24 protein-coding genes are annotated in these 20,533 nt (G+C 65.3%); 4 read left to right on the top strand and 20 right to left on the bottom strand.

Annotated elements, in window-relative coordinates:
• Window positions 1–363 precede the first annotated feature (363 nt).
• The 9 genes from NV2_RS24885 to NV2_RS24855 form a co-directional block, all read right to left on the bottom strand.
• Window positions 364–1,161, bottom strand: coding sequence for an SAM-dependent methyltransferase (locus NV2_RS24885; RefSeq protein WP_067879275.1), 798 nt, complete (start codon window positions 1,159–1,161; stop codon window positions 364–366).
• Window positions 1,162–1,301: 140 nt separating this feature from the next.
• Window positions 1,302–1,595, bottom strand: a complete 294-nt coding sequence (locus tag NV2_RS31555) for a hypothetical protein (protein WP_157103079.1) — start codon at window positions 1,593–1,595, stop codon at window positions 1,302–1,304.
• Window positions 1,592–1,936, bottom strand: a complete 345-nt coding sequence (locus NV2_RS31550) for a hypothetical protein (RefSeq protein ID WP_157103078.1) — start codon at window positions 1,934–1,936, stop codon at window positions 1,592–1,594. The genes NV2_RS31555 and NV2_RS31550 overlap by 4 nt, the downstream gene beginning before the upstream one ends.
• 373 nt (window positions 1,937–2,309) lie before the next feature.
• A complete protein-coding gene (locus NV2_RS24880) occupies window positions 2,310–2,837 on the bottom strand; it encodes a hypothetical protein (RefSeq protein ID WP_067879272.1) in 528 nt (175 codons plus the stop codon).
• Between the two features lie 203 nt (window positions 2,838–3,040).
• Window positions 3,041–3,442, bottom strand: coding sequence for a hypothetical protein (locus tag NV2_RS24875; protein ID WP_067879270.1), 402 nt, complete (start codon window positions 3,440–3,442; stop codon window positions 3,041–3,043).
• Between the two features lie 204 nt (window positions 3,443–3,646).
• Window positions 3,647–5,023 carry an ArdC family protein gene (locus NV2_RS32735; protein WP_067879267.1) on the bottom strand — a complete coding sequence of 459 codons (1,377 nt, stop codon included), beginning with the start codon at window positions 5,021–5,023 and terminating at the stop codon, window positions 3,647–3,649.
• A gap of 85 nt (window positions 5,024–5,108) precedes the next feature.
• Entirely contained in the window at window positions 5,109–5,456 is a 348-nt protein-coding gene (locus tag NV2_RS24865; protein ID WP_067879264.1) for a hypothetical protein, read from the bottom strand.
• 40 nt (window positions 5,457–5,496) lie between these two features.
• Window positions 5,497–5,847 (bottom strand): hypothetical protein, encoded by a 351-nt coding sequence (locus tag NV2_RS24860; protein WP_067879261.1) that lies wholly within the window; start codon window positions 5,845–5,847, stop codon window positions 5,497–5,499.
• 68 nt (window positions 5,848–5,915) lie between these two features.
• Complete coding sequence (locus tag NV2_RS24855) at window positions 5,916–6,137, bottom strand: hypothetical protein (RefSeq protein WP_067879258.1); 222 nt, start codon at window positions 6,135–6,137, stop codon at window positions 5,916–5,918.
• Window positions 6,138–6,956: 819 nt separating this feature from the next.
• On the opposite strand from NV2_RS24855, the gene NV2_RS24850 reads away from it, so the two are divergent.
• Window positions 6,957–7,688 carry a hypothetical protein gene (locus NV2_RS24850; protein ID WP_157103077.1) on the top strand — a complete coding sequence of 244 codons (732 nt, stop codon included), beginning with the start codon at window positions 6,957–6,959 and terminating at the stop codon, window positions 7,686–7,688.
• Window positions 7,689–7,950: 262 nt separating this feature from the next.
• On the opposite strand, the gene NV2_RS24845 is transcribed toward NV2_RS24850, so the two are convergent.
• From NV2_RS24845 to NV2_RS31965, 10 genes are all read right to left on the bottom strand, one after another.
• Complete coding sequence (locus NV2_RS24845) at window positions 7,951–8,187, bottom strand: hypothetical protein (RefSeq protein WP_067879252.1); 237 nt, start codon at window positions 8,185–8,187, stop codon at window positions 7,951–7,953.
• A gap of 44 nt (window positions 8,188–8,231) precedes the next feature.
• A complete protein-coding gene (locus tag NV2_RS24840) occupies window positions 8,232–8,672 on the bottom strand; it encodes a DUF8317 domain-containing protein (RefSeq protein WP_067879250.1) in 441 nt (146 codons plus the stop codon).
• Window positions 8,673–9,104: 432 nt separating this feature from the next.
• Window positions 9,105–9,503: a DUF6573 family protein gene (locus NV2_RS24835; RefSeq protein WP_067879247.1), complete on the bottom strand. Its 399-nt coding sequence runs from the start codon at window positions 9,501–9,503 to the stop codon at window positions 9,105–9,107.
• Window positions 9,504–10,142: 639 nt separating this feature from the next.
• Window positions 10,143–10,517 (bottom strand): single-stranded DNA-binding protein, encoded by a 375-nt coding sequence (locus tag NV2_RS24830; RefSeq protein ID WP_067879244.1) that lies wholly within the window; start codon window positions 10,515–10,517, stop codon window positions 10,143–10,145.
• Between the two features lie 371 nt (window positions 10,518–10,888).
• On the bottom strand, window positions 10,889–11,368 hold the full coding sequence (locus NV2_RS24825) for a hypothetical protein (protein WP_067879241.1): 480 nt from the start codon (window positions 11,366–11,368) through the stop codon (window positions 10,889–10,891).
• Between the two features lie 22 nt (window positions 11,369–11,390).
• Window positions 11,391–12,062: a hypothetical protein gene (locus tag NV2_RS24820; RefSeq protein ID WP_067879237.1), complete on the bottom strand. Its 672-nt coding sequence runs from the start codon at window positions 12,060–12,062 to the stop codon at window positions 11,391–11,393.
• An 84-nt stretch (window positions 12,063–12,146) separates the two neighbouring features.
• The gene (locus tag NV2_RS24815) at window positions 12,147–12,806 is read right to left on the bottom strand and encodes a hypothetical protein (protein ID WP_157103076.1); all 660 of its coding nucleotides are present in this window, start codon (window positions 12,804–12,806) and stop codon (window positions 12,147–12,149) included.
• Window positions 12,807–13,619: 813 nt separating this feature from the next.
• On the bottom strand, window positions 13,620–14,009 hold the full coding sequence (locus tag NV2_RS31785) for a histone-like nucleoid-structuring protein Lsr2 (RefSeq protein ID WP_067879230.1): 390 nt from the start codon (window positions 14,007–14,009) through the stop codon (window positions 13,620–13,622).
• Window positions 14,010–14,107: 98 nt separating this feature from the next.
• Window positions 14,108–15,076: a hypothetical protein gene (locus NV2_RS31780; RefSeq protein WP_067879227.1), complete on the bottom strand. Its 969-nt coding sequence runs from the start codon at window positions 15,074–15,076 to the stop codon at window positions 14,108–14,110.
• 478 nt (window positions 15,077–15,554) lie between these two features.
• Window positions 15,555–16,616 (bottom strand): hypothetical protein, encoded by a 1,062-nt coding sequence (locus tag NV2_RS31965; RefSeq protein WP_210749761.1) that lies wholly within the window; start codon window positions 16,614–16,616, stop codon window positions 15,555–15,557.
• Window positions 16,617–17,013: 397 nt separating this feature from the next.
• Between NV2_RS31965 and NV2_RS24795 the strand changes: the two genes are divergently transcribed.
• Window positions 17,014–17,925, top strand: coding sequence for a ParA family protein (locus NV2_RS24795; RefSeq protein ID WP_245662767.1), 912 nt, complete (start codon window positions 17,014–17,016; stop codon window positions 17,923–17,925).
• An 83-nt stretch (window positions 17,926–18,008) separates the two neighbouring features.
• Window positions 18,009–18,383, top strand: a complete 375-nt coding sequence (locus NV2_RS32405; protein ID WP_245662766.1) for a hypothetical protein — start codon at window positions 18,009–18,011, stop codon at window positions 18,381–18,383.
• 63 nt (window positions 18,384–18,446) lie between these two features.
• Here the strand turns inward: NV2_RS32405 and NV2_RS24785 are convergent, their stop codons facing one another.
• A complete protein-coding gene (locus tag NV2_RS24785; protein ID WP_084475418.1) occupies window positions 18,447–19,202 on the bottom strand; it encodes a hypothetical protein in 756 nt (251 codons plus the stop codon).
• A gap of 335 nt (window positions 19,203–19,537) precedes the next feature.
• Between NV2_RS24785 and NV2_RS24780 the strand changes: the two genes are divergently transcribed.
• Entirely contained in the window at window positions 19,538–20,533 is a 996-nt protein-coding gene (locus NV2_RS24780) for a replication initiation protein (RefSeq protein ID WP_067879219.1), read from the top strand.

The raw sequence follows: 20,533 nt of genomic DNA, 5'->3' as shown, positions 1-20,533 counted from the left end.
CGAACAAATATTCGATTACCATTATGGTGTGACCACCGCCCGCGAACGCCGATACCGGCCCTACTACCTCGCCGGTGGGCGAGTGGTGCCACCGAGGACGCTCGTCGGCACTGTCGAGCCAGCGCCGGCCCGGTGCGTCAACGGCCACCACCTCGTCGGCACCGACTGTGTCACGGTCGGCTGGGTCCCGTGTCTGGGTTCCGATCGGACCGGACACCGCACCCACGCATGCCGCCGATGCGGCGCGGTGGTCTACACGCCACCGCTCGATGAGCCGCACTGTGGCTGTGAGCGAAGGAGACCGATCCCGCCGAACTACTCCAGCACGACGGCATGATCGAGCTCCATCCTCGTCCGGGTCGTCTACCGTTTCGTGGCGATCCCGGCGTAAAGCGACGCCTCAGCGTCGAGATGGGGCAGCGGCTCGACGGAAGCGCGCCACCGATGCGGCGGCACCACACCCGGTTCCAGTAATTCCACGCCACGGAAGAACCCCGCGAACTCGTCGCGCGAACGTAACTGGGTCGGCACACCGTTGTTGCGGTACACCTGCGCGGCGGCTTCGGCGGCAGCGTCGAAATCTGCCGTCGCGTGCGTCATCGCGAGATGCGAACCGCTGGGCAGAGCATCGATCAGGGTGGCCAGGATTTCGTGCGGGTCCTCGTGGTCGGGCAGGAAATACAGCAGCCCGATCAGGGTCAGCGCGATCGGCTCGTCGAAGTTCAGGACCTCCCGCACTTGCGGGTTGTCCAGAATCGCTTGCGGGTTTCGGATATCGGCCTGAACGTATTCGGTTCGCCCCTCAGCGGTACCGGTCATCAGGGCTCGAGCGTGGGTGAGCACGATCGGGTCGTTGTCGACATAGACGACCCGGGCGGCCGCGGCGACCTGCTGCACCACTTGATGCAGGTTGGGTTCGGTCGGGATTCCCGTGCCGATGTCGAGGAACTGCCGGATTCCCGATTCCGCTGAATGTTTCGCAGCGCGGTGCATGAACTGACGGTTCACCTGAGCGATGGTGCGGCCCGCCGGATACTGCCGCAACGCGGCCTCGGCGGCGGTCGCGTCGACCTGGTAGTGGTCCTTTCCGCCCAACAGATAGTCGTACATGCGAGCGCTGTGCGGCCGATCCTGCCGCAAGTCGGTATGAGGGTCCGACACACTGCCCTCCTGATCTGTACTCGAAACGGCAGATATCCCAAACAGTTTCCGCCCAACGTGCGGTGTCCGCCACTCGACTACGGGTACCCGTTTCCTGGCTTGCACCGCGGCCAGCTACGTCCGCACTCCGCAGTCGACGACTACTCGAGATCAGGATCGTTGCCGAACAGCAGCAGTTGCTGCGGTGCAGTCGCGGACGCGCCGATCCGGCGCAGACATCGCACGCAGGTGACTTCTGCGCGCGTGGGCGCTAGAGCTGTCGGCGACCACCCCGCGACACCCGTACGGCAAAGAAGCTCGGGCACTTCCTCATCGGCGACCCATTGCCCAATACTGACCGCGTGCACCGTCCGCCCAGCCCGCACTACGGCATTCATACCCAGGACACCGAACACTGCCCGAGTTGATGCAGCGAGCGGGGCAATATCGGTCACTCGACCACCATACGGTCGGACACCGACATCGCAGAGACGTTCTCCTTCGACTCGCATCCTCGCTGGTTCGGTCCGGCACCCCCAGACTTGACAACGGCGCTGTGGCGGTTGGTCTGGTTGTCGGCGGCGGCCACCATGCCCGCCGTGCGCAGGCGCGGGAGCACGCCGAACAGCGCGCGTTGGCCAGGGAGCGGCCGCTGACTCTGTTCGATATCGCGCCGGACGCCGGCGTCCGGCGAGCTGGATACGGCGAGGGCCCCGACGAACTTTTCAGCCGTCGGGGCTCTCCTAGCCGGCCGCTGTCCGGGAAGGGGATCGCCGGGCAGTGGCCCTGATGCCATCCTGCCACCAAGGACGATTCACCAGTAGCCGGCTACAGGTTCACGGTGCACTACCCGGCCGCACCACCACCCATGACCCATTACGGTCGGTGTGAATCACGTGATGCCGCCCGCCTCGGGGCCTCCAAAGTGATTTTTCCGGGTTCACCGAACCGGGATTGGCCGTGTGCGAATCGCTTTCGTCCGTGGCGACTCCATGTCTCATGCGTTCGCCGAAGCTGTGCCGTGCGCATCTGTAGGTCAGTTCCTTTCCGGGTCCCGTGCCCGCGGTGGGCTCGGTGGGTCGGGCCGACGCCGTTCGGGTGTTCTAGGGTGGGGCGGCAAGGCCCCGGGCAGGTTCCGACTGCCCGGGGCTTTGCTCGGTTTCTCCTGGTTAGGCGATGGCTGGCAGGCCGACCAGTGGATTCTGGTGGTCTCGGGCACCGGTGATCGGTTGAGTTACCCGGCATGGGTGGGTTGTGAGTGCTTCGGCGATTTTGGGCAGTACCGCCGGGGCGGTGCCCAGATGTTCGCCGGTGCGGTGCGACCAGATCGAGGCGCCAGGGGCCAGCCCGGTGGTCACGTAGACGCCTGTGAGGGTGATGGCGTGCTCGGCGAGAGCGTAGCCGGCTTCGCTGATGAGCAGGTCGTGGTCTTCTGCGGCCGTGGCTGGGTCGGCGGTGGTGTTGTCGACTACGAACGCGATGGCGCGGCGGCCGCGGAAGTGCCGGGCCAGCGCTGCGGCGTTCGCGCGGTCGAAGTAGTCGATTTCGTCGCAGGACCAGACGCCTTCGACCTCGTTTCCTCGGGTGATCAGCACGAATACGAGTGCCTGGGCTCCTATGGGGGCTGCGCTGTGTTCTGACAGGACGCTGACGGTGGCTGCCAGGTCGCGGGCGGCGCCGATACGGATTGTGGTCATGAGTGGCCCTTTCATGAGTGAGTCTGCTGGTGCCCGGCGGGATTTCCCGTCCGTGGTCGGTCAGTCTCTTCGGGTGATCGAGGTGAGGCGGCCGAGGACCGGCCGCTGAAAAAATTCAGCACGGAGCGCAGCGGAGTTCCGATTCCAGTTCCCGCGATCTCGGGCGAGTTCCGATCGTCCGAGATCGCGGGTGTCCGGGGTGGTTAGTTCTTCGCTGGTGCGCCGGAGTAATCGAAGACGGGCGAGTGTTCGTCGAAATACTGGGCGACGGTGTCGTCTTCGGACTCGTATCGCTGGCGGAGTTGGTCTAGCGCCAGGTTGTAGATTTCGCCGAGTTTCTTGCGGGAGAACCGCGCGGCCGGTGCGGTGTGAATTTCGGTGCGGCACCGGTCGAAACTGAGGTTCATTGTTCGCGTGACGTAAGGGCCGCTGGCCTGTTCGTGGTGGGTGCTCAGGGTCGCGCGGTATCCGCGGCCTTTGATGTGTGTCACGGTCAGATCGGCGCGGGCCTGCCAGTTCTCGGCGTCGGGTTCGCCTACGGGCCAGCTGGCGGAAATGCTGCGGTCGTAGTTCTCGGTGCGGGGCTCGTCGATGGGGGTGGTCACTGCTGTTTCCTTCCGTTGATTGGTCGCCGGGCGCGTTTCACGACCGGCGCGGGATTGGTTCACGCTGTGGAGTTTTCAAGGATCGGCGGGCGGGGTCCCGGGTCGGTCCCCCGCCCGTCTGTATCTATATTATCAAATCTTACGCACCTTACGCACTTTCTAGGCTGTGAGCCGCGTCACTGCCGGGAGAGTGGGGGGTCGACCTCAGCTGGCGAACGTCTCGGGCGGTGCGCCGGCTGTCTCTCGGCCGGCGGCCAGGTCGGCGAAGTACTGGGCCCGTGCCTCGGCTTCCTGGCGTTGGGCTTCGATGCTGGCAAGGTGTCGGGCCAACTCGCGGGCACGGTCTGCCTGCATCTGCTGCAATGCTGGGGCGTGCAAGGCGGCTGCGCGGGTGAACAGTGCCTCGAACTCGGGCAACGTCTGGAAGTGAGCCAGGATTGCCCGCACGACGGCGCGCACACGCTCGCCGGTGCGCTGCGGCACCTGGTCGGTGTCGAGTCCGTATCGGCCCTGGTACAGCCGCGCCACGTACAGCCATCGCAGCACATCGGCGGTAGTAAGGGTGACGGTGGATTCGCTGGCAAGGGCAATCCCGTTGACCGTCGGCCGTTCCGGTCGATCTTCGCCGAACTGGCCATAGGCTCGCCCGGCCTTGTCGGCGCGGCCGTATTTGACACAGACTCGGCGGGTCTCGCACATGGTGGTTTCGGCGGCGTCGGCGAACTCGACGGTGAATGTTCCGCGCACGCTCGGCGCGGTGACCCGGTAGTAGACTCGCGCCGCGTCGTGGTCGATCTCGGCCACTGCACTGCCCGTGCCGAATTCGCCCAGATCGAGGGGGATTCCGGGCCCAGCATCGGCGGCGATGTGGGCGCCGCCGTGTGAGGCGCTGACCGGTCGGGCTGGTCGGTCGGCGGCGGGGCGGGTGAGTAGGGCTGCCAGGGCTTGCGCCAGCTCCTCGAGCGGTGCGCCGGTGGATACGGTGATGGTGTGGGCGTTGTCGTCGGTGCCCGGGGTTGCTCCCTCGGTGACGGTGTAGCCGAGGGCGGCGAACTGCTCGAGCAGTCGGGCCCGCACGGCGGCTGCCGGTTCGGTAACCGGCTCGACGGCTGCCGGTTCGTCCTCGAAATCCTCGATTCCCTCGGTTTGACTGATGTCGAATACCGGCATCATCCGGAACCGCACCCGGTAGTTGTCGCCTTCTCCGGTGGTGTCGGCCTGTTCGGCGGGTGCTTCGCTGGTGCTGTTGTCGTCCGCCTCGGTCTTCTCGGTGCCCTTGGGTGCGTTGATGCGTAGCCCTTTCTCGCCCTTGCGAACGCTGCGGCCGCGGTTGCGCCATCCCTTGTAGCTGTCGACATCGGTAACGGTCATGCCGCGTTCGTCGGCCTGCCGGAAGATCAGCGCGACGTTGCCCAGGGAGTAGCGCAGCAATTTCGGGCAGGTGAGACGGGCCAGCGCGCCGATCATGCCGGCGACCGCTTCGGGGTCGCTCAACAGCTCGTTTCCGCCGTCCCGGATCTCCTTGTCGGCGGCCGCACGGGCCGCGCGGTCGGCGTCGCTGTACTTCCTGCGTCGGGCCATTACTCGTTCACTCCCTGTTCGTCGCGGTGTTTCTATAAATATTATCTTACGCACCTTACGCGCTATTGGCAAGTGCGCTCGGCGATTATTCGATGTGATCGGCGGTGAAGTAGGCGCGCCAGACGGCGCGGTAGGCGGCCCGGAACGTGTCGGCCTCGGCCCATGTCTTCCACGCGTCGTCTTCGGCGCGGTCGTAGATGCTCAGGCACCAGGACTGTATTTCGGCGCGGCTGGTAGCTAGCTGGTGGTCTTCGGTGGTCAGCAGGAGATACAGCGACCCGGACGGGGTGGCGTCGAATTCGATTGCGTGGCAGCCGCCGCCGGTGGCGACGATGTGCGGCGCGGCGCCTATCTCGGCCAGTAGTGCCAGCTCGGGTGCGTGTGCGTCGATGATGGATGCGGCGACCGCCGGGGCGAGACTGTGTGTCGACATGGGTTCGAGACTCCTCGAGTAGGGCGAATGGTGTGGTCGATTAGCAAACCAGCGTGCGTGTTGCGTCGGCGATTGTTTCTATTGCGGTGGTGAAGTGCTGGGTTACAGAATCGGCGATTTCTCCGTGTCCGCATTCGCACGGGCGTGTGATGTGTTGCGACCAGTAGGGGCGGTAATATTCGGCGGTGTCGGTGTCGTCCAGGTAGATCGTGCCGATGCGTTCGCCGTTGTTGTAGAGGTGGCCACCGTGGGGGCTGAATTCGATTGATCCGCCTTTTCCTGCCATGGGGCGGCTACACACGTATTTGCCGTCTCGGTATTCGACGTGGATGCTTCCGTCGAGAATGTGCAGGGCTTGACCGAAATCGATGGGGGTTGTGGTGATAGCCATTATTCACGCTCCTTAGTTTCTATATTTCAAATCTTACGCACTTTACGCAAATTTTCGGCTTTCTGGGGCTAGTGGGCGGCGAGCCAGGTTCGGGCTCGGGCAATGCCCTGTTCGGCGGTAGCGGTGCGGGCGATGGTGGCGATGCTGTCGGATTTCCAGACTTCCCACCGAGTGTTGCCGATTCCGGGCGGGGTGATCAGCACGTTTATTGTGCCGTTGGTGACGCAGTAGGCGGTGTCCCCCTGGATGGTCTGGTATTCCTGAACCTCGATAGTTGCTGTGTTGCTCATTGTGTCTGCCTCCCTCTCTGCCTTATGTATCTATAATAGCATTTCTTACGCACATTACGCAATAGGGAGGGTTGTTTGTGGTTGTGGGGCATGTCACCCGCTATTGTGTTGTCTAGCTTGACTTTTCGCGGCCCGTTCCTTCGGGAGCGCCTGCCCCTCCGGCGAGGAGCGGGGGGCTCGGCGGGGCGGAGCCCCCCGCCGCAACCGTCAGGTTGCGATCGGCGTCAGGGGCCGGCACGCGCAGCGCGGGTGCGGTGGTGGTGGAGTCCCTTCGATCGGCCTAGTGGTCGTCTCCGATCACCCCGGGTTCCGGCTGTCCAGGGTGGCGCTTGCGCCATCGCGTCAGCGACGCCGAAGGCGCCCTGGATTGCCGGGTTCCGGGGTGATAGACCACTGCGTCTAGGTCGATCGAAGGGACTCCACCACTTCCCAGGCCCCGGACTCCGCGCGAGCTTTGCTCGCGATCGGCGGCCCCCTAGGGCTGCCGTGGCTGATCGGGTAGTAGGTGCGGCTGAGGGTGACCCCGCCGAACGCACCACGGCTGCCACGGTGATTGTGCGGGAGCGGCGGAGGTCCGGGAGGGCGCGGTGTCGCGGTAGCTCTGATGCGTCTTCTCTTGGTACGGCAAGTGAGGTGGTTGTCTCGTCTCGGCCGATGGCCTCACCCATATTTGCATAAGGCGCGTAATTTGCGTAAGATTTTACTCTTTAGAGTCGGCGTCGGAAGGGGTGCGATTCCAGTGAGTTATCCATCGAGTTTGCTTGATTCACTGCCCGATCGCGGCGGCTTGTGCGTCAGGTGCGTAAGGAGAATGTGCGTATGCGTGTGATCGAGTATGACTACCTGCGGAATCATCTGTCGGCTGAGTTATCGCGGGCGTATCGCGATGGTGAGGCGACGGTGGTGGCGTGGTGGGATCGCCCGGTGGGGGTGTTGATGTCTGAGGGGGTGTGGTCGCAGGGTCGGGAGGTGGTTCCGGTGCCGGATTCTGTGATTGATGAGCCGATGAATTCGCGGGCGGCGCGGCCGGCGTTGCGGGTGTTGCGGGAGAAGTTGGAGCGGGGTCGTCATGTGACGGTGACGGTGTATTCCGATGCGGCGGTGATCGCGCCGTATGGGTGGGCGCGTGAGGCTTTTCTGCGGTGGGATTTGCCGGAGTTGCTGCAACCGGTGCCGGCTCGGGGGTGTGTGTTGGTGGCGTATCGGTCGGCGCGGATGGTGAAGAAGCTGGCTGGCGAGTTCGTTGGTGCTGTTGATCCGGAGTGGGAGATTGATCGGCGGTTGGCGGAGCCGCAGGCCCGGATCTCGCTGGATCGGCGGGAGCGTCTTCGGGGTGTGGTGTATGTGGAGGCCGGCCGTGTGGTTCGTGTTCGCACGGTTGATCCGGAGGGGCAGTGGGTGGATTTGGAGGGTCGAGTGAGTTTGGCACCGGTGTCGGCCCCGTTGACCCGTGCTGAGATCGATTCTCAGTTGCCGGGGTTGGGGTTGTATCCGGGGGATCAGCGGTTGACGCCGCGGGGCGTATCGCGCGAGTACGTGGACAGTGTCTGAGGATCGACACCTCGCCTGTTTGAGCGCGACTTCTCGTGCACTCGGGTTCGGTGCCCGGTCGGCTACCGGGTCCTGTCCGAGGGTTGCACGGTGGCGGTAGGGCTGGATCGCGGCGCGGGGCTGGGTCGAGACCGCCGCGGCGCGGACGCGCCCCGCGCGGCCGCGCCCCGCGCGAAATCCGGTGGTGCCGGCGGTTGGCCTACAGTGGATAGGCAAGACCCCGGACGGGCTCCAACCGTCCGGGTTCTTGCTTTATCCGGTGCTATTCCGCGGGGGCCTGGGTCGGCTCGAATTCGCTGATCTCGAATTCGTCGGGCGGGACGGGATCGTATTCGCCTTCGTAATCGGTGCCTTGGTGCTTTCCCTTGCCGAGTGCGATCAGGTCGCGCAGCTGGCGGTCACTGTTCTCGGCGTCGGCGTCCCAATCGTCGGGCACGGCAACGATGTAGCTGTCCCATCGGCGAACGTCTCCGGCGGTCTCGACCTTCATGTATTGCATTTCGGTTTTCCCTTCTGTGTTCGGCTCTCGGCCGGGGTGGTGGGTTACAGTTCGGTACGGTCGTGGACGCGCAACACGTCGGGGCCCTCGTTGTTGAGGTAGTAAGACAGCGCGTTTCGGAATCGGCTGTCATGGGTGGCGGCGTAGTTGCCGCCGAACATGTACCGGCCTGCGGGCGGCCGCTGGATTTCGTTGTCTCGGATCTCGGCCGGGGCGAGGAAGGCGTAACGGGCGGTCCCGTTCCACCGGCGGTTGACCACGGCGACCACGGGCGGGGCGTCTTCGGTGGGGGTCGATACCTGCCAGTCGGGCAGGCGGGTAACCTCGCCGCCCAGATCTTCGACGCTGATTCCGACCAGGGTCACGCGGGTTGCGGTGGCGGTGATTCCGCCGTTGGTGTGGTCCATCTCGGCTGCTGCGTTGCGGTAGACGTGCAGCGTGAGGCCCTTGACGGCGCTCGCGGTGGTGGTGTTCGTAACTGGCACTTCGGCTCCTGACTCTCGCGGCCGGGTGGCTCCGACCGTTTTTTTCGCCTTCTGGCATGGAGAGTTGGACCGGCAGGAGGCCGCCGGAGTGCAAGCCCTGGGCCGGAAAGTTTTCCCTGGGAGCGCAGCGACCGCGTTTGGGAAAAGTTTCTGGCGCCGTAGGCCGGAGCGGAGCGGAGTTAGGGCTTGCGCGGAGGTGGACGCCGGTCAAAATCGGAAGGCCAGAAGGCGAAAAGAACTCTTTTTCAGTCCGGCCGCCAGGCCGGTTCCTCAGCCGGTCGCCCTTGCGGTGGCCCGATCCCCGGAGGGGTCGCACTCTTTGCCGGCCGACCGCAGAGAGGCCCGCACCGCCCGCGGTGCGCATCCGGTCGGAATGGAGCCGGGTGGGGAGGCCTCGGCGGCGGTATGCCGATGCCTCCCCGCGCGGGCGGGCTACCGGTCGGGGCCTGCGGTGATCGTGAACACCGGTTCGCCTTGGTCGCCGGGGCCCAGCTCGATTTCCAGCGTGATCGGCTCCGGGTCGGTCCGGTCGGGCTCGGTGATCCGTACGACGGTGAACCGCACGGGCCCGGAGGTGACGCCGCGCCGGATTGCGGCCTGGAGGGCGAGTCGGGCCATGGTCAGCACATCCCATGCGCGGCCGGTTTCGTCCTGGCAGGCGCCGGTGTGCGGCCAGGAGATCGCCTCGGCCCATGCGTACTGGGCGACGTGGACCGGATAGCGGAATCCGTATTCGCTGGCCAGTTCGCTGATGTCGTGCATGAAGCCGTCGGCCAGGGCCTCGGCGCGGGTGTAGGCGTGGATGACTTCGCCGAAAATGTTGTCTGACATCGGGTTTTGCTCCGTTCCTCGCGGGACGATTCCCTGGACCGGCTCCAACGGTCCAGAGCCTCACCGGCTCTCGCGGCCGGGTGGCCCCGACCGCTTTCTTTGCCCTTCTGGCAAGGGAGAGTTGGACCGGTATGAGGGGCCTCGAGTGCAACCCGTCGGGCGGGGAAGTTTCCAGGGAGCGCAGCGACCGCGGTAGGGAAAGTTCTTCGTCGGCCGCAGGCCCAAGCGGAGCGCAGCGGCGGGTTGCGCGAAGGGCACCGCCGGTCAAAATCGGAAGGCCAGAAGGGAAAAGAAGATCCGTTCCCGATCCGGCCCCCGTGGGCCGGATTCCTCAGCTGGCCGCCCTTGCGGTGGTCCGGACCCGGCAGGGGGCGCGCATCTCGCGGCGACGTGACCGGTTCCGCCGCGAGTCCTGCTCCGGGAATGTGGTCTGCGGCGCTACGGTGTTCGGCATCGGCTATCGGTGAGTGGCCAAGAATCTGCGCGCCATGCGCCCAGACCAAGGAAGTGGTGCTTCCAACTCGCCGTCGCTCCCGTTTGGGAGCGAGAACGTGAGTCGGCCCCCGGTGCACCGGGGGCCGACTCACTTCTGTCGGGCGGGCCCGGCCGGCTACCGGCCGGGCGTCGTGAACGGCCGGGTCAGGCCGGACGCGGGGCTCGGATGACCTTGGCGGTTTGGGTCGCCAGCTCGACGCCGACGCGGACGCCGCGCATCTCGAGGGTGGCGCGGGGCTGGCCGTCGCGGTCGGTCCACAGGTCCGCGGTGAGCCGATCGCCGGTGACGGTGACCAGGGTTCCCTTGGTCAGGGTGTCGGCCACGTGCTCGGCCAGGGCTTTCCAGACCGTGACGCGGATGCTGGTGGTCCGGGCATCGACCCATTCGCCGCTGTCGTCGCGGCGGCGGTCGTTGCCGATGACGGTGAAGCTGGTGACGGACTCTCCGGTCGGGGTGATGCGGAGTTCGGCGGGGTCGGCGGCGAGGTGGCCGGTGATTTCGATGGTGACGGCGCTCATGGTGGCTCCCTGGTGTTCGGCGGGCTCGGGGCCTGGGCCCTGCTGGATCTCCCGCTTCCGGTGTTGGACGCAGGCGACGCGGCACGGCGGCCGGTGGCGCTGGCAAGGCTCGGAGCGCAGCGGAGACATGTTCGGCCTTGTCGGTGAGGGCCGGGGGTCGGGCATCGTGGCTCAGTCCAGCTTCGGGGCGGGAATCCGGCTGGCCAGGGTCCGCGCCGGGTGGCGGGGTGCGCCGATGAGTGCTCTACCGGTGAAATCGTGCTGGTCAGCGTTTTGTCGGCGCGCGGCCGCGGTCCGCACGCCGGGCGGTCGGCTGGGACGGAACCGCCTTCAGCTGGCCTCGGCTGGGTGGTGAGCCTGCGGGAGCTGCGCTAGGTGCGGTAGGGCTTGGTGTCGCGGTAGCTCTGGCCCTGGTGGTGGTTGGGGCAGATCAGGGGCCCGTCGGCGGTGTGCCATCCGTGGCGCGCGAGCCAGGCCGTGACTTCGGCCGGCACCCGGCCCGCTGCCGAGTCCGCGGCGAACTGGTCGGCGAGCAGCGGCCCGCCTTCGAGGCATCGGACGCATTCGGTATCGGCGACCTGCCGGGGCTGGCAGTGCCGGCAGTGGGCCGCCTCGCGGACACCGTCCGGTGCGGCCGGGTCGGGGTGCAGCCAGAGCACGCCCATATCGGCGCGCATTCGCGCGTCCTCGGCGGCGCTGGCGGCCCGGTGCTGGCACGACGGGCAGCGCGCGGCCGCTCGGGTTCGGCCCGGCCGATATCCGGCCGGGGCCCGCTCCTCGACTGGCACGGCCGGGGGCTCGTCCCACAGCTGAAGCTGCGCCGAACTCGGCTCCCGATAGATGGCCGTCATGACGGTGATCCTCTCGCCGTGTTCAGCCCAATTCGGCCAGCTCGCTCAGCCGTTGCAAGGTGATGTCATCGACGGCGTGAAGCACTTGGAATCGGCCCGGATGGTCAACGGCATGGCCGAACTCCTGCCACGCTTTCGCGACCGTCCTTCCGGCCCGCTCGGTGGTCAGGTAGAGCACGCCGGAGATCGTCTCGCTGTTCGATGCGAGTCGCGCGGCGTGGGAGTCCAGAACGGTGCGCAGTTTCCGGCCTGACTTCGGCGACAACTCGATTTCCATCAGGCCGATGCTGTTATCGGGCAACCACAGCATCCCGTCGGCGGCGTGGGACTTTGTGTTCAGCGGATGGTCCGCGGTGAACGCCGGAGTACGCCAGCTGCCCGCCGGTAGATGATCGGTCAGGGCTAGCCCTTCGTGCCGCTGCGAAACCAGCCATATCGAGAACTCGGCCAACAGCAGATCGTGAGCAAGCTCGCGCCGCGCCAGACGGTAGGTTCGCTCGGCGGGCCAATACACCTTGTGCTGTCGTCCGTGGGTGACGAAAGCCGATCCGATGACGCCGGACTTCTCCAGCTTGATCACGCGGCGCGAGAACCGCCGCTGGTCCAGCTCCTCACCGCCGAAATGGCTGTAAGCGGCGCGCAGCCCCGTCGAGGATGCGATACGGACCTCTCGTAGCCATTCGAGCACCTGCACGTCTCGCGCGGTGAGATTCGGATGCGTCCGGCTCGCGGCCCTCCCTGTGGACTCGCTATCGCGTTTCGAAATCACTGTCATGGGTCACTGCTCCCGCATCTCGATCGTGACGGCGGACGGCAATCCTGATGCCAGGAAACCCACCGCTCGCGTGGATTCATCGTCGCGCCCGCCACTGACAGATATCGTCGATGCCGCACGCGAGTCGCGGGCACTCAGCAGCAATTCGGCCAGCTCGACAACGTCGGTCAGCGTCTCGCGGATAGCCGATTCCGTGATGCCTGTCGAACGCGCGTAGAAACCTGCGCCGCAGGTAGCCCGAAAAGCGCGCTCGATCTCGCCCGCTTGCTCGCTCGTGAGCCGATCTCGCGTGTCCGCGAGCAACTGCATCCCGGCCCAGAAGATACGGACTTCGATCGCCTTGCTGCCGGGCTCTCCCGGCGCTGGCAGCCGCACGCCTTGAACTTCGGGCACGCCGCCCTCGGCGCGGCGTCCCGACTGTGGGCCAGTCAATCGGAACTGCTGATTCGAGACAGCGGGACGCCGGCGCAGGCGCGCGGCCTGCGCAAGCATCACAGCCGATGCGCGGGCCCGATCAACATCGCAGATCCAACCGCCGTGCAGCGGCGAGAAAGCGCTACCGGCGTCGGTCAGAATCACGACAGGATCCACGACAGAAACCATCGACGGCGCCACGGAAATCGTGTCGATGAACGTCCATGTGCGTGACTCTTGATCGGGCATTTGGGAACAACCTCAGCGACTTGAAAGCGGCAAACCTCGGTGTGACACCCGTCGATAGTAACCCAAAACCGGGGCAGATCCGAGCCATAACCGCATGTCAACGGACACAATTGCGGCGGCAGGAAAGCACGCTGGGGGCTCGACCTGTCGGATGCGGCAGACTCGGACCGATCGCAGTCTGAAGCCGCCTTGAGAACGCTCCGATAAACACACGACTTCCACCACCGATGCGACGCGTCAGCGTCGCCGATAAAACGGACGCCGAAGGCGTTCCTTCGAGGTGGTGGGGGAGGGTGCGAAGCCGCCCTCCCCCACCACCGAGCGCGGGCCCACGGATGTGGGACCGGGCCGCCGGAGGCGGCGAACCCGCCAGCCCCCCGGAGGGGGGCGTGGGCGGAAGGGGGGAGGAACCCCGCCTGGAAGGAGGGGCAGGGGTTGGAAGGAACCCTTCAAAGGTGAAGGGCAGGGATGTTTGATGTGTGTATGTGTGATGGTCAGGGCATGTGCTTATGGAGCTTGCGGAATACATGCCCTGACCATCACACATACACACTCTCTTTCTTTCTCTCTTCATCTTTTGTGGGTTCCCGCTCGCCTCCGCCCCTGGTTTTGAAGACCACCCTTGGTATGCAATCTTTTGCTTTTCGCAGAGCAAGGGTGGTCTTCAAATCGGAGCGCAGCGGAGAAAGGGGCGGGGGCGAGCGGGAACCCACAGGTCAGCGCCTTGTGCTGACCTTATGCCGCCTACTTCAGTATGGGGTACAGCATGAGGTAATGAAAGGGGTAGCTCCTCCCCAAGCTCTACCTCACCTGCTACCCCACCCAGGTCGTGCTGTTTGGTGCTGGCTTCTTCGACTTGTTCCGGTCTCGGTAGGCGGCTCGAATTTCGTCGCTGATTTTTCCTCGTGCGGGGACTTCCAAGCCTGCGGAGCGGGCCCACTTCCGGATGTCGGAATCTGTGGTTCCGCCGGTCTTCGTGCCGCGCCTCGGCGCATCGGGTTTCACGATGCGGGCTGCCTCCTTGTACCGGTTGAGAAACCCCTCTAGTTCTTGCTCGTTGGCGGTGGTGAGTTCCAGTTCATAGGTCACGAACTTGTCGGGTGTGCCGATCCCAAACCGCACCGTGCGGCCGCCGCCTTTGGGGATGGTTTCGCCGGTCAGATCGTCGGCCAAGTTCACTACGACTTCTTTGGTGATCGCCACGGATCTGCCTCCTGGAGTGTTGCGGTTGATAGCGCTCTTTTGCCAGCGTAGCGGGCTGCACGGCATCCATCGGCGGCCACTGGTCCCGGTACGCAGTTTCAGGCGGGTGATCGCCACTTGAACCGGCGCATTCGCGGCTTTGAATGACCAGCTAGGAACCGAGTCAACGACGTGTCCAGATCGCGTGACAACGCGCGCAACTCGTCGCCGCTGGCAAACCATGATCGGGGAATCTGGCCGATGTTTCCGGTGATCGGAGAACCGATGATCTGTTCCATAGACGTGAGCGACTTCACGGCGGACTCAGGATCACGGATCAGGATCGGCCATCGGGAGCTGATCGCGAAGGCTCCCATCATGCCGGTGTCCGAGAACGCGGCTACGCCGAAGGTGTGGAGGAGTCGGCGGTACCGGTCAATATCGTCCATCTGATCGAGGTCCGCTGTCGGCGATGTGTCGAACAGGCCCGTGTGTAGCCGCACCTCGGCCAGGACGCACGGAACGGCGAGTGCGGCCAGCGCTGCGACGCGGTGATTTCCGTTGGTCTCGATGCGGAATAGCGGTCCTGCGGGCGTGTCCCATGCTTCAACCTGTATCGCGGGTTCGTCGGGATGGCCGAGCAGTTCGGCCAGGCCGGCGGGTTCTCCGCGCTCCATCGCGATACGCGCCGCGAACTCGGCGATGCCGGCTACTGGGTTGGCGGGCACGTATTCCGATCGGCTTGTGCCGGTCTGGCGACGCCGGGCCGCGTTGCTGTTGTCGTGGATGAACGACCGTGTGCCCGGCAGCTTGAGCAGGATTCGGGCGGGGCTGATCCATGCTGTGAACGTCTCGGAGGTCCCGAGATCGCGTGATCCTCGGGGCAGGTACGGCCGGGGCCGAGCCGCGTAGTCCTCGATCCGCTGCGCGAGGACTGCGGGGTTCGGGACCGGCTCATGCTGAAGGTGGGAAACCAGGAGTTTCAGACCGTCTTGAAATCGCCGCGCGTTGTCCGCACGGAGATATCCCAACTTGATGAGTCGGGCAGTCGCGGCCGCGTCGGCGGGCTCCCCGTTCGTCTCGAACATTGAACGCTCCGGCACTGGCCTCTCCCCCGTCCTTCCGCCCTGGGCATTGCCCGCGGTGATAGCGGGCCCGCTTCGGCGGCCTTGTTTCGTCGCGGCTTGGCAACCCGGCGTGTGTCGTTTCTTGGCGCTGGTCCGTTCCACTGTAGGGCGCTCCCTCTGTTCACCTGGTTCACGCGAACGGCGGTGAACAGCTCGGTTGGTTGTTCATCTTCGGCGCCTGCCGCGCGGCGGGCACGGGGTGTTCCGGTCGCGCGTTCACCCCGTGGTCAGTGAACGGGATGAACGCATCGGATCGGCTGCATCCTGTGTTCGCTCGTTCGCTGAACAGGGACCGGATCGAGGCTGCCGCGCCAACTTCGTTGGCTTGCCTCCTGGATCTCGTGGTTGCGTTCACTGAACACACGCCGAGGGCCCTCGGACAGGCTCCAACTGTCCGAGGGCCGCCCTCGTGTTCGCTTACGCGGGGGATGCGGGTTGTTCAGTCGTTCTCGACGTGACGTTCGCGGATGATCAGGTGAGCCAGGATCGCGCCCATGCCGACCACGGCGACAGGGAGACAGGCAACCATGGTGATGATCCACCAGGGCGCGGCGGTGATATGGCGGGCTTCCATGAAGTGATAGGCGATTTGGCCGGCCGCGCCGATGGCGAGGCTGACGAACGCCGAGACCATGGCGTAGGTGCGGGTCGTATGCATCCTGATCCGGCCGGACAGCCACACGTAGAGGGCGTAACTCGCGTACGCCTCGACCCCGATTGGCAACGTGATCGCGCTGTTGATCGCGAAGCCATCGGCGATGCCGGGCAGCGGGTGAACGACCCCGAATCCGGTCGCCTCGCCGAGTCCGACCCATCCCGACCAGATGGCGACGAATGCAGGGAAGGCCATCAGCAGAACCGGCCATGTCGGCAGTCCGCGGCCAGGCCGGGCCGCCGTTGATGGGATCGGGGGTTCGGTGTTCACCTGCTCGGCTGCCGCCCTGTCGGCAGTAGTGCCCATATGGCCGCTATCGCCCATGTCCGCCGGTGAACGCTCGGCGGGCGCGGCGGGGGCGTTCACTGCGACAGGCTGCCGGTGTTCGGCTGTTTCGTCAGTGACGTTCACCTGCTCGTGCTGTTCGGTGGCGTGTTCACCGCTCCCCCGCTCCGGCGTCTCGTCGGCGGCCGCCGAGGCCGGGCCCGCGGCGGGGTCGGCCTGGTCGAGAGTGAACACGTTGGTGCCTCCTGACGGCTGTTCGGTGCTCTGTTCGCTGTCGTGTTCGGTGTTCACTCCCCCGGTGCTGAACAGTCCGTCGTCCAGGTCGGGCAAGCCGTGTTCGCGCCGGTACTCGGTGACCACCTTCCACACCGTTGTGCGGCCGACCGTGCGGCCGTGCTGTGCGAGCCACTGGCGGACTTCGGGCCCCGTGGGCTCGATCCCGGCCGCGCGCATCTGCTCGCAGGCGTAAACGGCGGCGTCGCGCTGCTGCTCGCGGCCTCGTAGTGCTGCGCGGTGGAACCGGTCCGTCTCGTCGCCGACCAGGTGCTGTGTCGCCGTCATGGCGTTCACCTAACCTCTCCGCTCCCCTACTCCCACTATGGTAGATAGAGCCTCTAGTAACCATTCCGTTGATACTGTCCACTACTGCCCATATGGGCAGTAGTGGCACTATTGCCGCTACCTAGGCTGATTCCGGGTGGTGGCAGCAGTGGCGACAGGACATACCGTATATGCCGTGCTGGACGGATGGATACGGCTCGACCGATTTCGACACCAGAACCATATTAGCGCTAGTGCCCATATGGGCACTAGTAACACTATGTGCGAAATGGCTAGTAGGGGATATTGTGGCACTATAGACACTAGTGCTATTAGTGGTGATGCCCTCAGATATGGGCTCTTGCGCCGCTATGGGTGTTATGCGCCTGTAGTGGCGCTATAGGTAATAATCCCTAGTATGGGCAATAGCGCCCATGTGGGCCATGTGGTTGATATGGTTGCGGTAGAAGGGGGCTTCGTCCGGCCGCCTGACCTGCTGTTTGAACTTCCGAAGGAACGGTGGACTATGACCAGTACGTCTGCGGCGTCATGCCGCATCATCGCGGTAGCGCTGCAAAAAGGGGGAGTGGGGAAGACAACGACCACCATCAACCTCGGAGCCGCGCTGGCGGCCATGGGTATGCGGGTGCTCGTTATCGACCTCGACCCCCAGGCCAACGCGACGACGGGCCTCGGTGTCGAGCTGGCCCCGGACGACGCGACCATGTACGAGGTGCTGCATTCGGACCGCGCCGAGCGCGTCAAGCTGGTGGAGGTCATCAAGTCGACCGAGTTCGGGATTGACGTAGCCCCAGCTCACAAGGCTATGAAGAAGCTGGAGCGAGAAGGGCTCGGCAGCGGGGGACAGCTACGCTTGGCCCGGCAGCTCGATAGCATCGAGGGCTATGACTATGTGCTGCTCGACTGCCCGCCCGCGCTCGGTGAGCTGACCACGGCCGGGCTGGCAGCCGCCGATGACGTTTTCGCGCCGGTCGGACCGGGCCCGGATGAGATCGGCGGCCTGGTAGATCTCGGAAAAACCATCCTTGACGTGCAGGAAGAGTTGAATCCGGACATCGACATCAGGTATCTGGTCGTCTGCGGATTCGACGGCCGCAACCAGGTCAGCAAGGACGTGCGCAACCAGCTGAGTGAGGACTGGGGCGCCTGGGAAGACGGCGGCCGGTTCGTGGGCACGATCGCCCACACGGTGAAGGTGCCGGAGGCGAAAGGCCGGCGGGTGCCGATCTTCGCGCACGCGCCGACCTCAACCGCTGCCGAAGACTTCCAACTCGTCGCGAACCGCATCGTGGAAAGGACTCGCCAGTGAGTGGCCAGCAGAAACCAGGGCTCGGCAATGTTGGGCCGACTCGTGTTCTCACTCGCGAGGAACGTCGTGCTGAGGCGGCGCGCGTGCAGCGCGAGCAGGAGGCCGCCGAGTCGCCCGCGGCCGCCGCACCGGCCGCGACAGCGGCGAGCACCGCTAGTGCCCCTTCTTCCACTAGCGCCCCTAGGGGTGGCGGAAAAACCGCAGGTAAGGGCAAGAAGTCGGGGGAGGGGAGCGAGCGCAGCAAGCGGCTGGCGGGTTCCTCGGATGTGCTGTTGTCGCTGCCGTCAGATCTCAAGGACCGGATGGAATCGGTGATCGCGTACACCTACCCGCACACCGGAATCAATCAGCAGCAGGCGTTCATCCGCTGGTCCATCACGAAGTTGTGCGCGGAGCTGGAAGCGCGGTACAACGACGGCGCTCAGTGGCCGGAGATTCCGAAGCGCAAGGCTGTCTGACCAGCGCGAAGGCGGCCGATACCGGCGGTAGTGCCCATAGGGGCGCTACCGCCGATATGCGTTCTAGGCGTAGATCCTGTCCGCGCTGAAGTGCTCCGACACGCTGTAGAGCAGGCCGTAGCAGGCGTGGATGTCGTCCTTCGCCAGGCCGCCGGGCTGTAGCCACTGGTCGGCGATTTTCGCCCATCCGTCGGGCCCGTGCGCCTCGTCGGCGTAGTTGCTCACGATGGCGGCCAGGTGCTCGGCGACCTCGGTGTACCGGTCGGGGGAGTCCACCCAGCGGCGCAGGACGGCGGCCATCTGGTCGCGGGCCTCGATGTGGACCCGCTTCGGGTTCGGGCCGGTTGCGCGCATCTCGTCGGGGTTGTGGTCGTTCGGCTTGTACGGCCAGAGGTTCAGGCCGTTGCCGAAAATCCAGACGTGGTGCAGAAATTCGGATTCCCACGATCCGGGCCGTCCGGCGGTCATCGCGCGGACGGCGAAACGGTAGCCGCTTTGGCGGTAGTTGTCTCCGGGCTCGCTGGCGCGTTCGCGGATCTCGTGGTGCACCTGTTCCAGCGCGGAGGCCAAGGAGCCGACTGCTTTCCGGCCGGCGGTCTCCAGCGCGGCGCGCAGCTGCTCGCGGTCCTCTTCCAGCGGCTGGAGCACGGGCCGGACTGGGCCGAACTCGCGCACGATGTCGTCGTATGGCCGGTGTTCCAGGACTTTGGTCGTGCTGGTCGCGTCGAATCCGCGGTACAGCCCCTCGGGCCCGCCCTCGCGGTGCCATCCCTGGTTGTGCGAGTCCACCACCCGGTAGGGCTGCTCGGTGTCGGTCATGCGCTCGATCGTGCCACTGATCGCCGACGCGTACCCGCCGATCAGACCTCGGTTCTGGCCGATTGGCGGCCGCAACGAAACGGTGAACCAACACGTCCCCCCGGCCCGGCGCAACCGATAGGGTCCAGATGGCAAGCCAACGGAAGTTGGTGCGGCAGCCTCGTTCGTCTCGCACACCGGACGAACGGGATCACTTGATTAGGTGGCTTCGAGATGTCCTACCTAATCAAATCCCGAAATCCTTGATTTAACCCCCGCTCACCCTGAACTACCGGATTAGGCCGCTACGGCGTGTCCTACCTAATCAGTCGAGAGGTTGGGGCAGACTGCTGGCCATGGACACCGAGGTCGACGACTGGACCGACGTAGACGCGCCGCCATTCCCGTTCGAAGAACACTGGTTACCGCGGCGGCCGTTGGCCGGCACGAGCAAGCACGGCGGCTACTACCGTATGTCCAGGCCCGCGGCATTGGAGCGTCCCTATATCGAGGCAAACCCGTTGGTGATGAAGTCGCTCATCATCACCGATCACGACGGCGGCCGAGCTGATGAGATCGTGGGCCTGGCCGGGCTGCCGCCACCGAGTTACATCGCGCTGAACCCACATCTGCGCAACGGACATATCGTCTACGCTCTGGCGGCGCCGGTGGTGCTGACCAACGCCGGCCATCGACGGCCAGTCAATCTGTTGTCGCGGGTGGAGTCCGGGCTCAACAATATGTTGGGCGGCGACGTAGCCTACGGTGGCCGGACAACCAAGAATCCGCGGCACCAGGAACATTTGCCCTTATGGGGCCCGGATTACGCGGTGTACTCACTGAAGGACCTGGCCGGCCCGTTGGAACGGCTCGGGGCTCTGCCGAAATGGTCGGGGGCGCGCGAGCGGCGCGAGAAGCTGGCGGACACCGACACCGGTCGGAACGTGGAGATTTTCGAGGTCACGCGCAAATGGTCGTATCCGCACCGCGGCGACTACACCGACCTCGGGCTGTGGGAATCCGCGGTGAGCGACTACGCCTGGGACCGCAATGTCGAGCTGATCGGGTCGTGCTTCACCAAGGGCCCCCTGTTGTTTCCCGAGGTAAACCAGATCGCGCGATCCATCTCGCGGTGGACATGGCGACACATTCGCCGGTCGTTCGCTGAAGAACAGGCGCGACGTGGGAAAATGAGTGCGGCGAAGGCTGGACCCGAAGAACTCGCCCGTCGTGGTCGCAAGGGCGGGCAGACGATGACCGATAAACGGCGGGCGGCCATCGCCGCGGCGAATCGACGGCGTGGCTCACGGTTGGATATCGACGCGATCCTTGCGGATGCTTTGGAGGGATAG

Origin of the sequence: Nocardia vermiculata NBRC 100427 (genome assembly GCF_001613265.1) — a bacterium.
In the GTDB taxonomy this organism is placed as follows: Bacteria; Actinomycetota; Actinomycetes; order Mycobacteriales; family Mycobacteriaceae; genus Nocardia; species Nocardia vermiculata.
The sequence above is the reverse complement of the archived record's forward strand: the minus strand, read 5'-3'. Positions and strand labels throughout refer to the sequence as shown.

Coding starts and splice junctions, on each gene's coding strand:
- NV2_RS31550 (WP_157103078.1), bottom strand. CDS start 1,936: ATGGCATCAGGGCCACTGCCCGGCGATCCCCTTCCCGGACAGCGGCCG.
- NV2_RS24880 (WP_067879272.1), bottom strand. CDS start 2,837: ATGACCACAATCCGTATCGGCGCCGCCCGCGACCTGGCAGCCACCGTC.
- NV2_RS32735 (WP_067879267.1), bottom strand. CDS start 5,023: ATGGCCCGACGCAGGAAGTACAGCGACGCCGACCGCGCGGCCCGTGCG.
- NV2_RS24865 (WP_067879264.1), bottom strand. CDS start 5,456: ATGTCGACACACAGTCTCGCCCCGGCGGTCGCCGCATCCATCATCGAC.
- NV2_RS24860 (WP_067879261.1), bottom strand. CDS start 5,847: ATGGCTATCACCACAACCCCCATCGATTTCGGTCAAGCCCTGCACATT.
- NV2_RS24855 (WP_067879258.1), bottom strand. CDS start 6,137: ATGAGCAACACAGCAACTATCGAGGTTCAGGAATACCAGACCATCCAG.
- NV2_RS24850 (WP_157103077.1), top strand. CDS start 6,957: ATGCGTGTGATCGAGTATGACTACCTGCGGAATCATCTGTCGGCTGAG.
- NV2_RS24845 (WP_067879252.1), bottom strand. CDS start 8,187: ATGCAATACATGAAGGTCGAGACCGCCGGAGACGTTCGCCGATGGGAC.
- NV2_RS24835 (WP_067879247.1), bottom strand. CDS start 9,503: ATGTCAGACAACATTTTCGGCGAAGTCATCCACGCCTACACCCGCGCC.
- NV2_RS24830 (WP_067879244.1), bottom strand. CDS start 10,517: ATGAGCGCCGTCACCATCGAAATCACCGGCCACCTCGCCGCCGACCCC.
- NV2_RS24825 (WP_067879241.1), bottom strand. CDS start 11,368: ATGACGGCCATCTATCGGGAGCCGAGTTCGGCGCAGCTTCAGCTGTGG.
- NV2_RS24815 (WP_157103076.1), bottom strand. CDS start 12,806: ATGCCCGATCAAGAGTCACGCACATGGACGTTCATCGACACGATTTCC.
- NV2_RS31780 (WP_067879227.1), bottom strand. CDS start 15,076: ATGTTCGAGACGAACGGGGAGCCCGCCGACGCGGCCGCGACTGCCCGA.
- NV2_RS31965 (WP_210749761.1), bottom strand. CDS start 16,616: ATGACGGCGACACAGCACCTGGTCGGCGACGAGACGGACCGGTTCCAC.
- NV2_RS24795 (WP_245662767.1), top strand. CDS start 17,014: ATGGGCAATAGCGCCCATGTGGGCCATGTGGTTGATATGGTTGCGGTA.
- NV2_RS24785 (WP_084475418.1), bottom strand. CDS start 19,202: ATGACCGACACCGAGCAGCCCTACCGGGTGGTGGACTCGCACAACCAG.
- NV2_RS24780 (WP_067879219.1), top strand. CDS start 19,538: ATGGACACCGAGGTCGACGACTGGACCGACGTAGACGCGCCGCCATTC.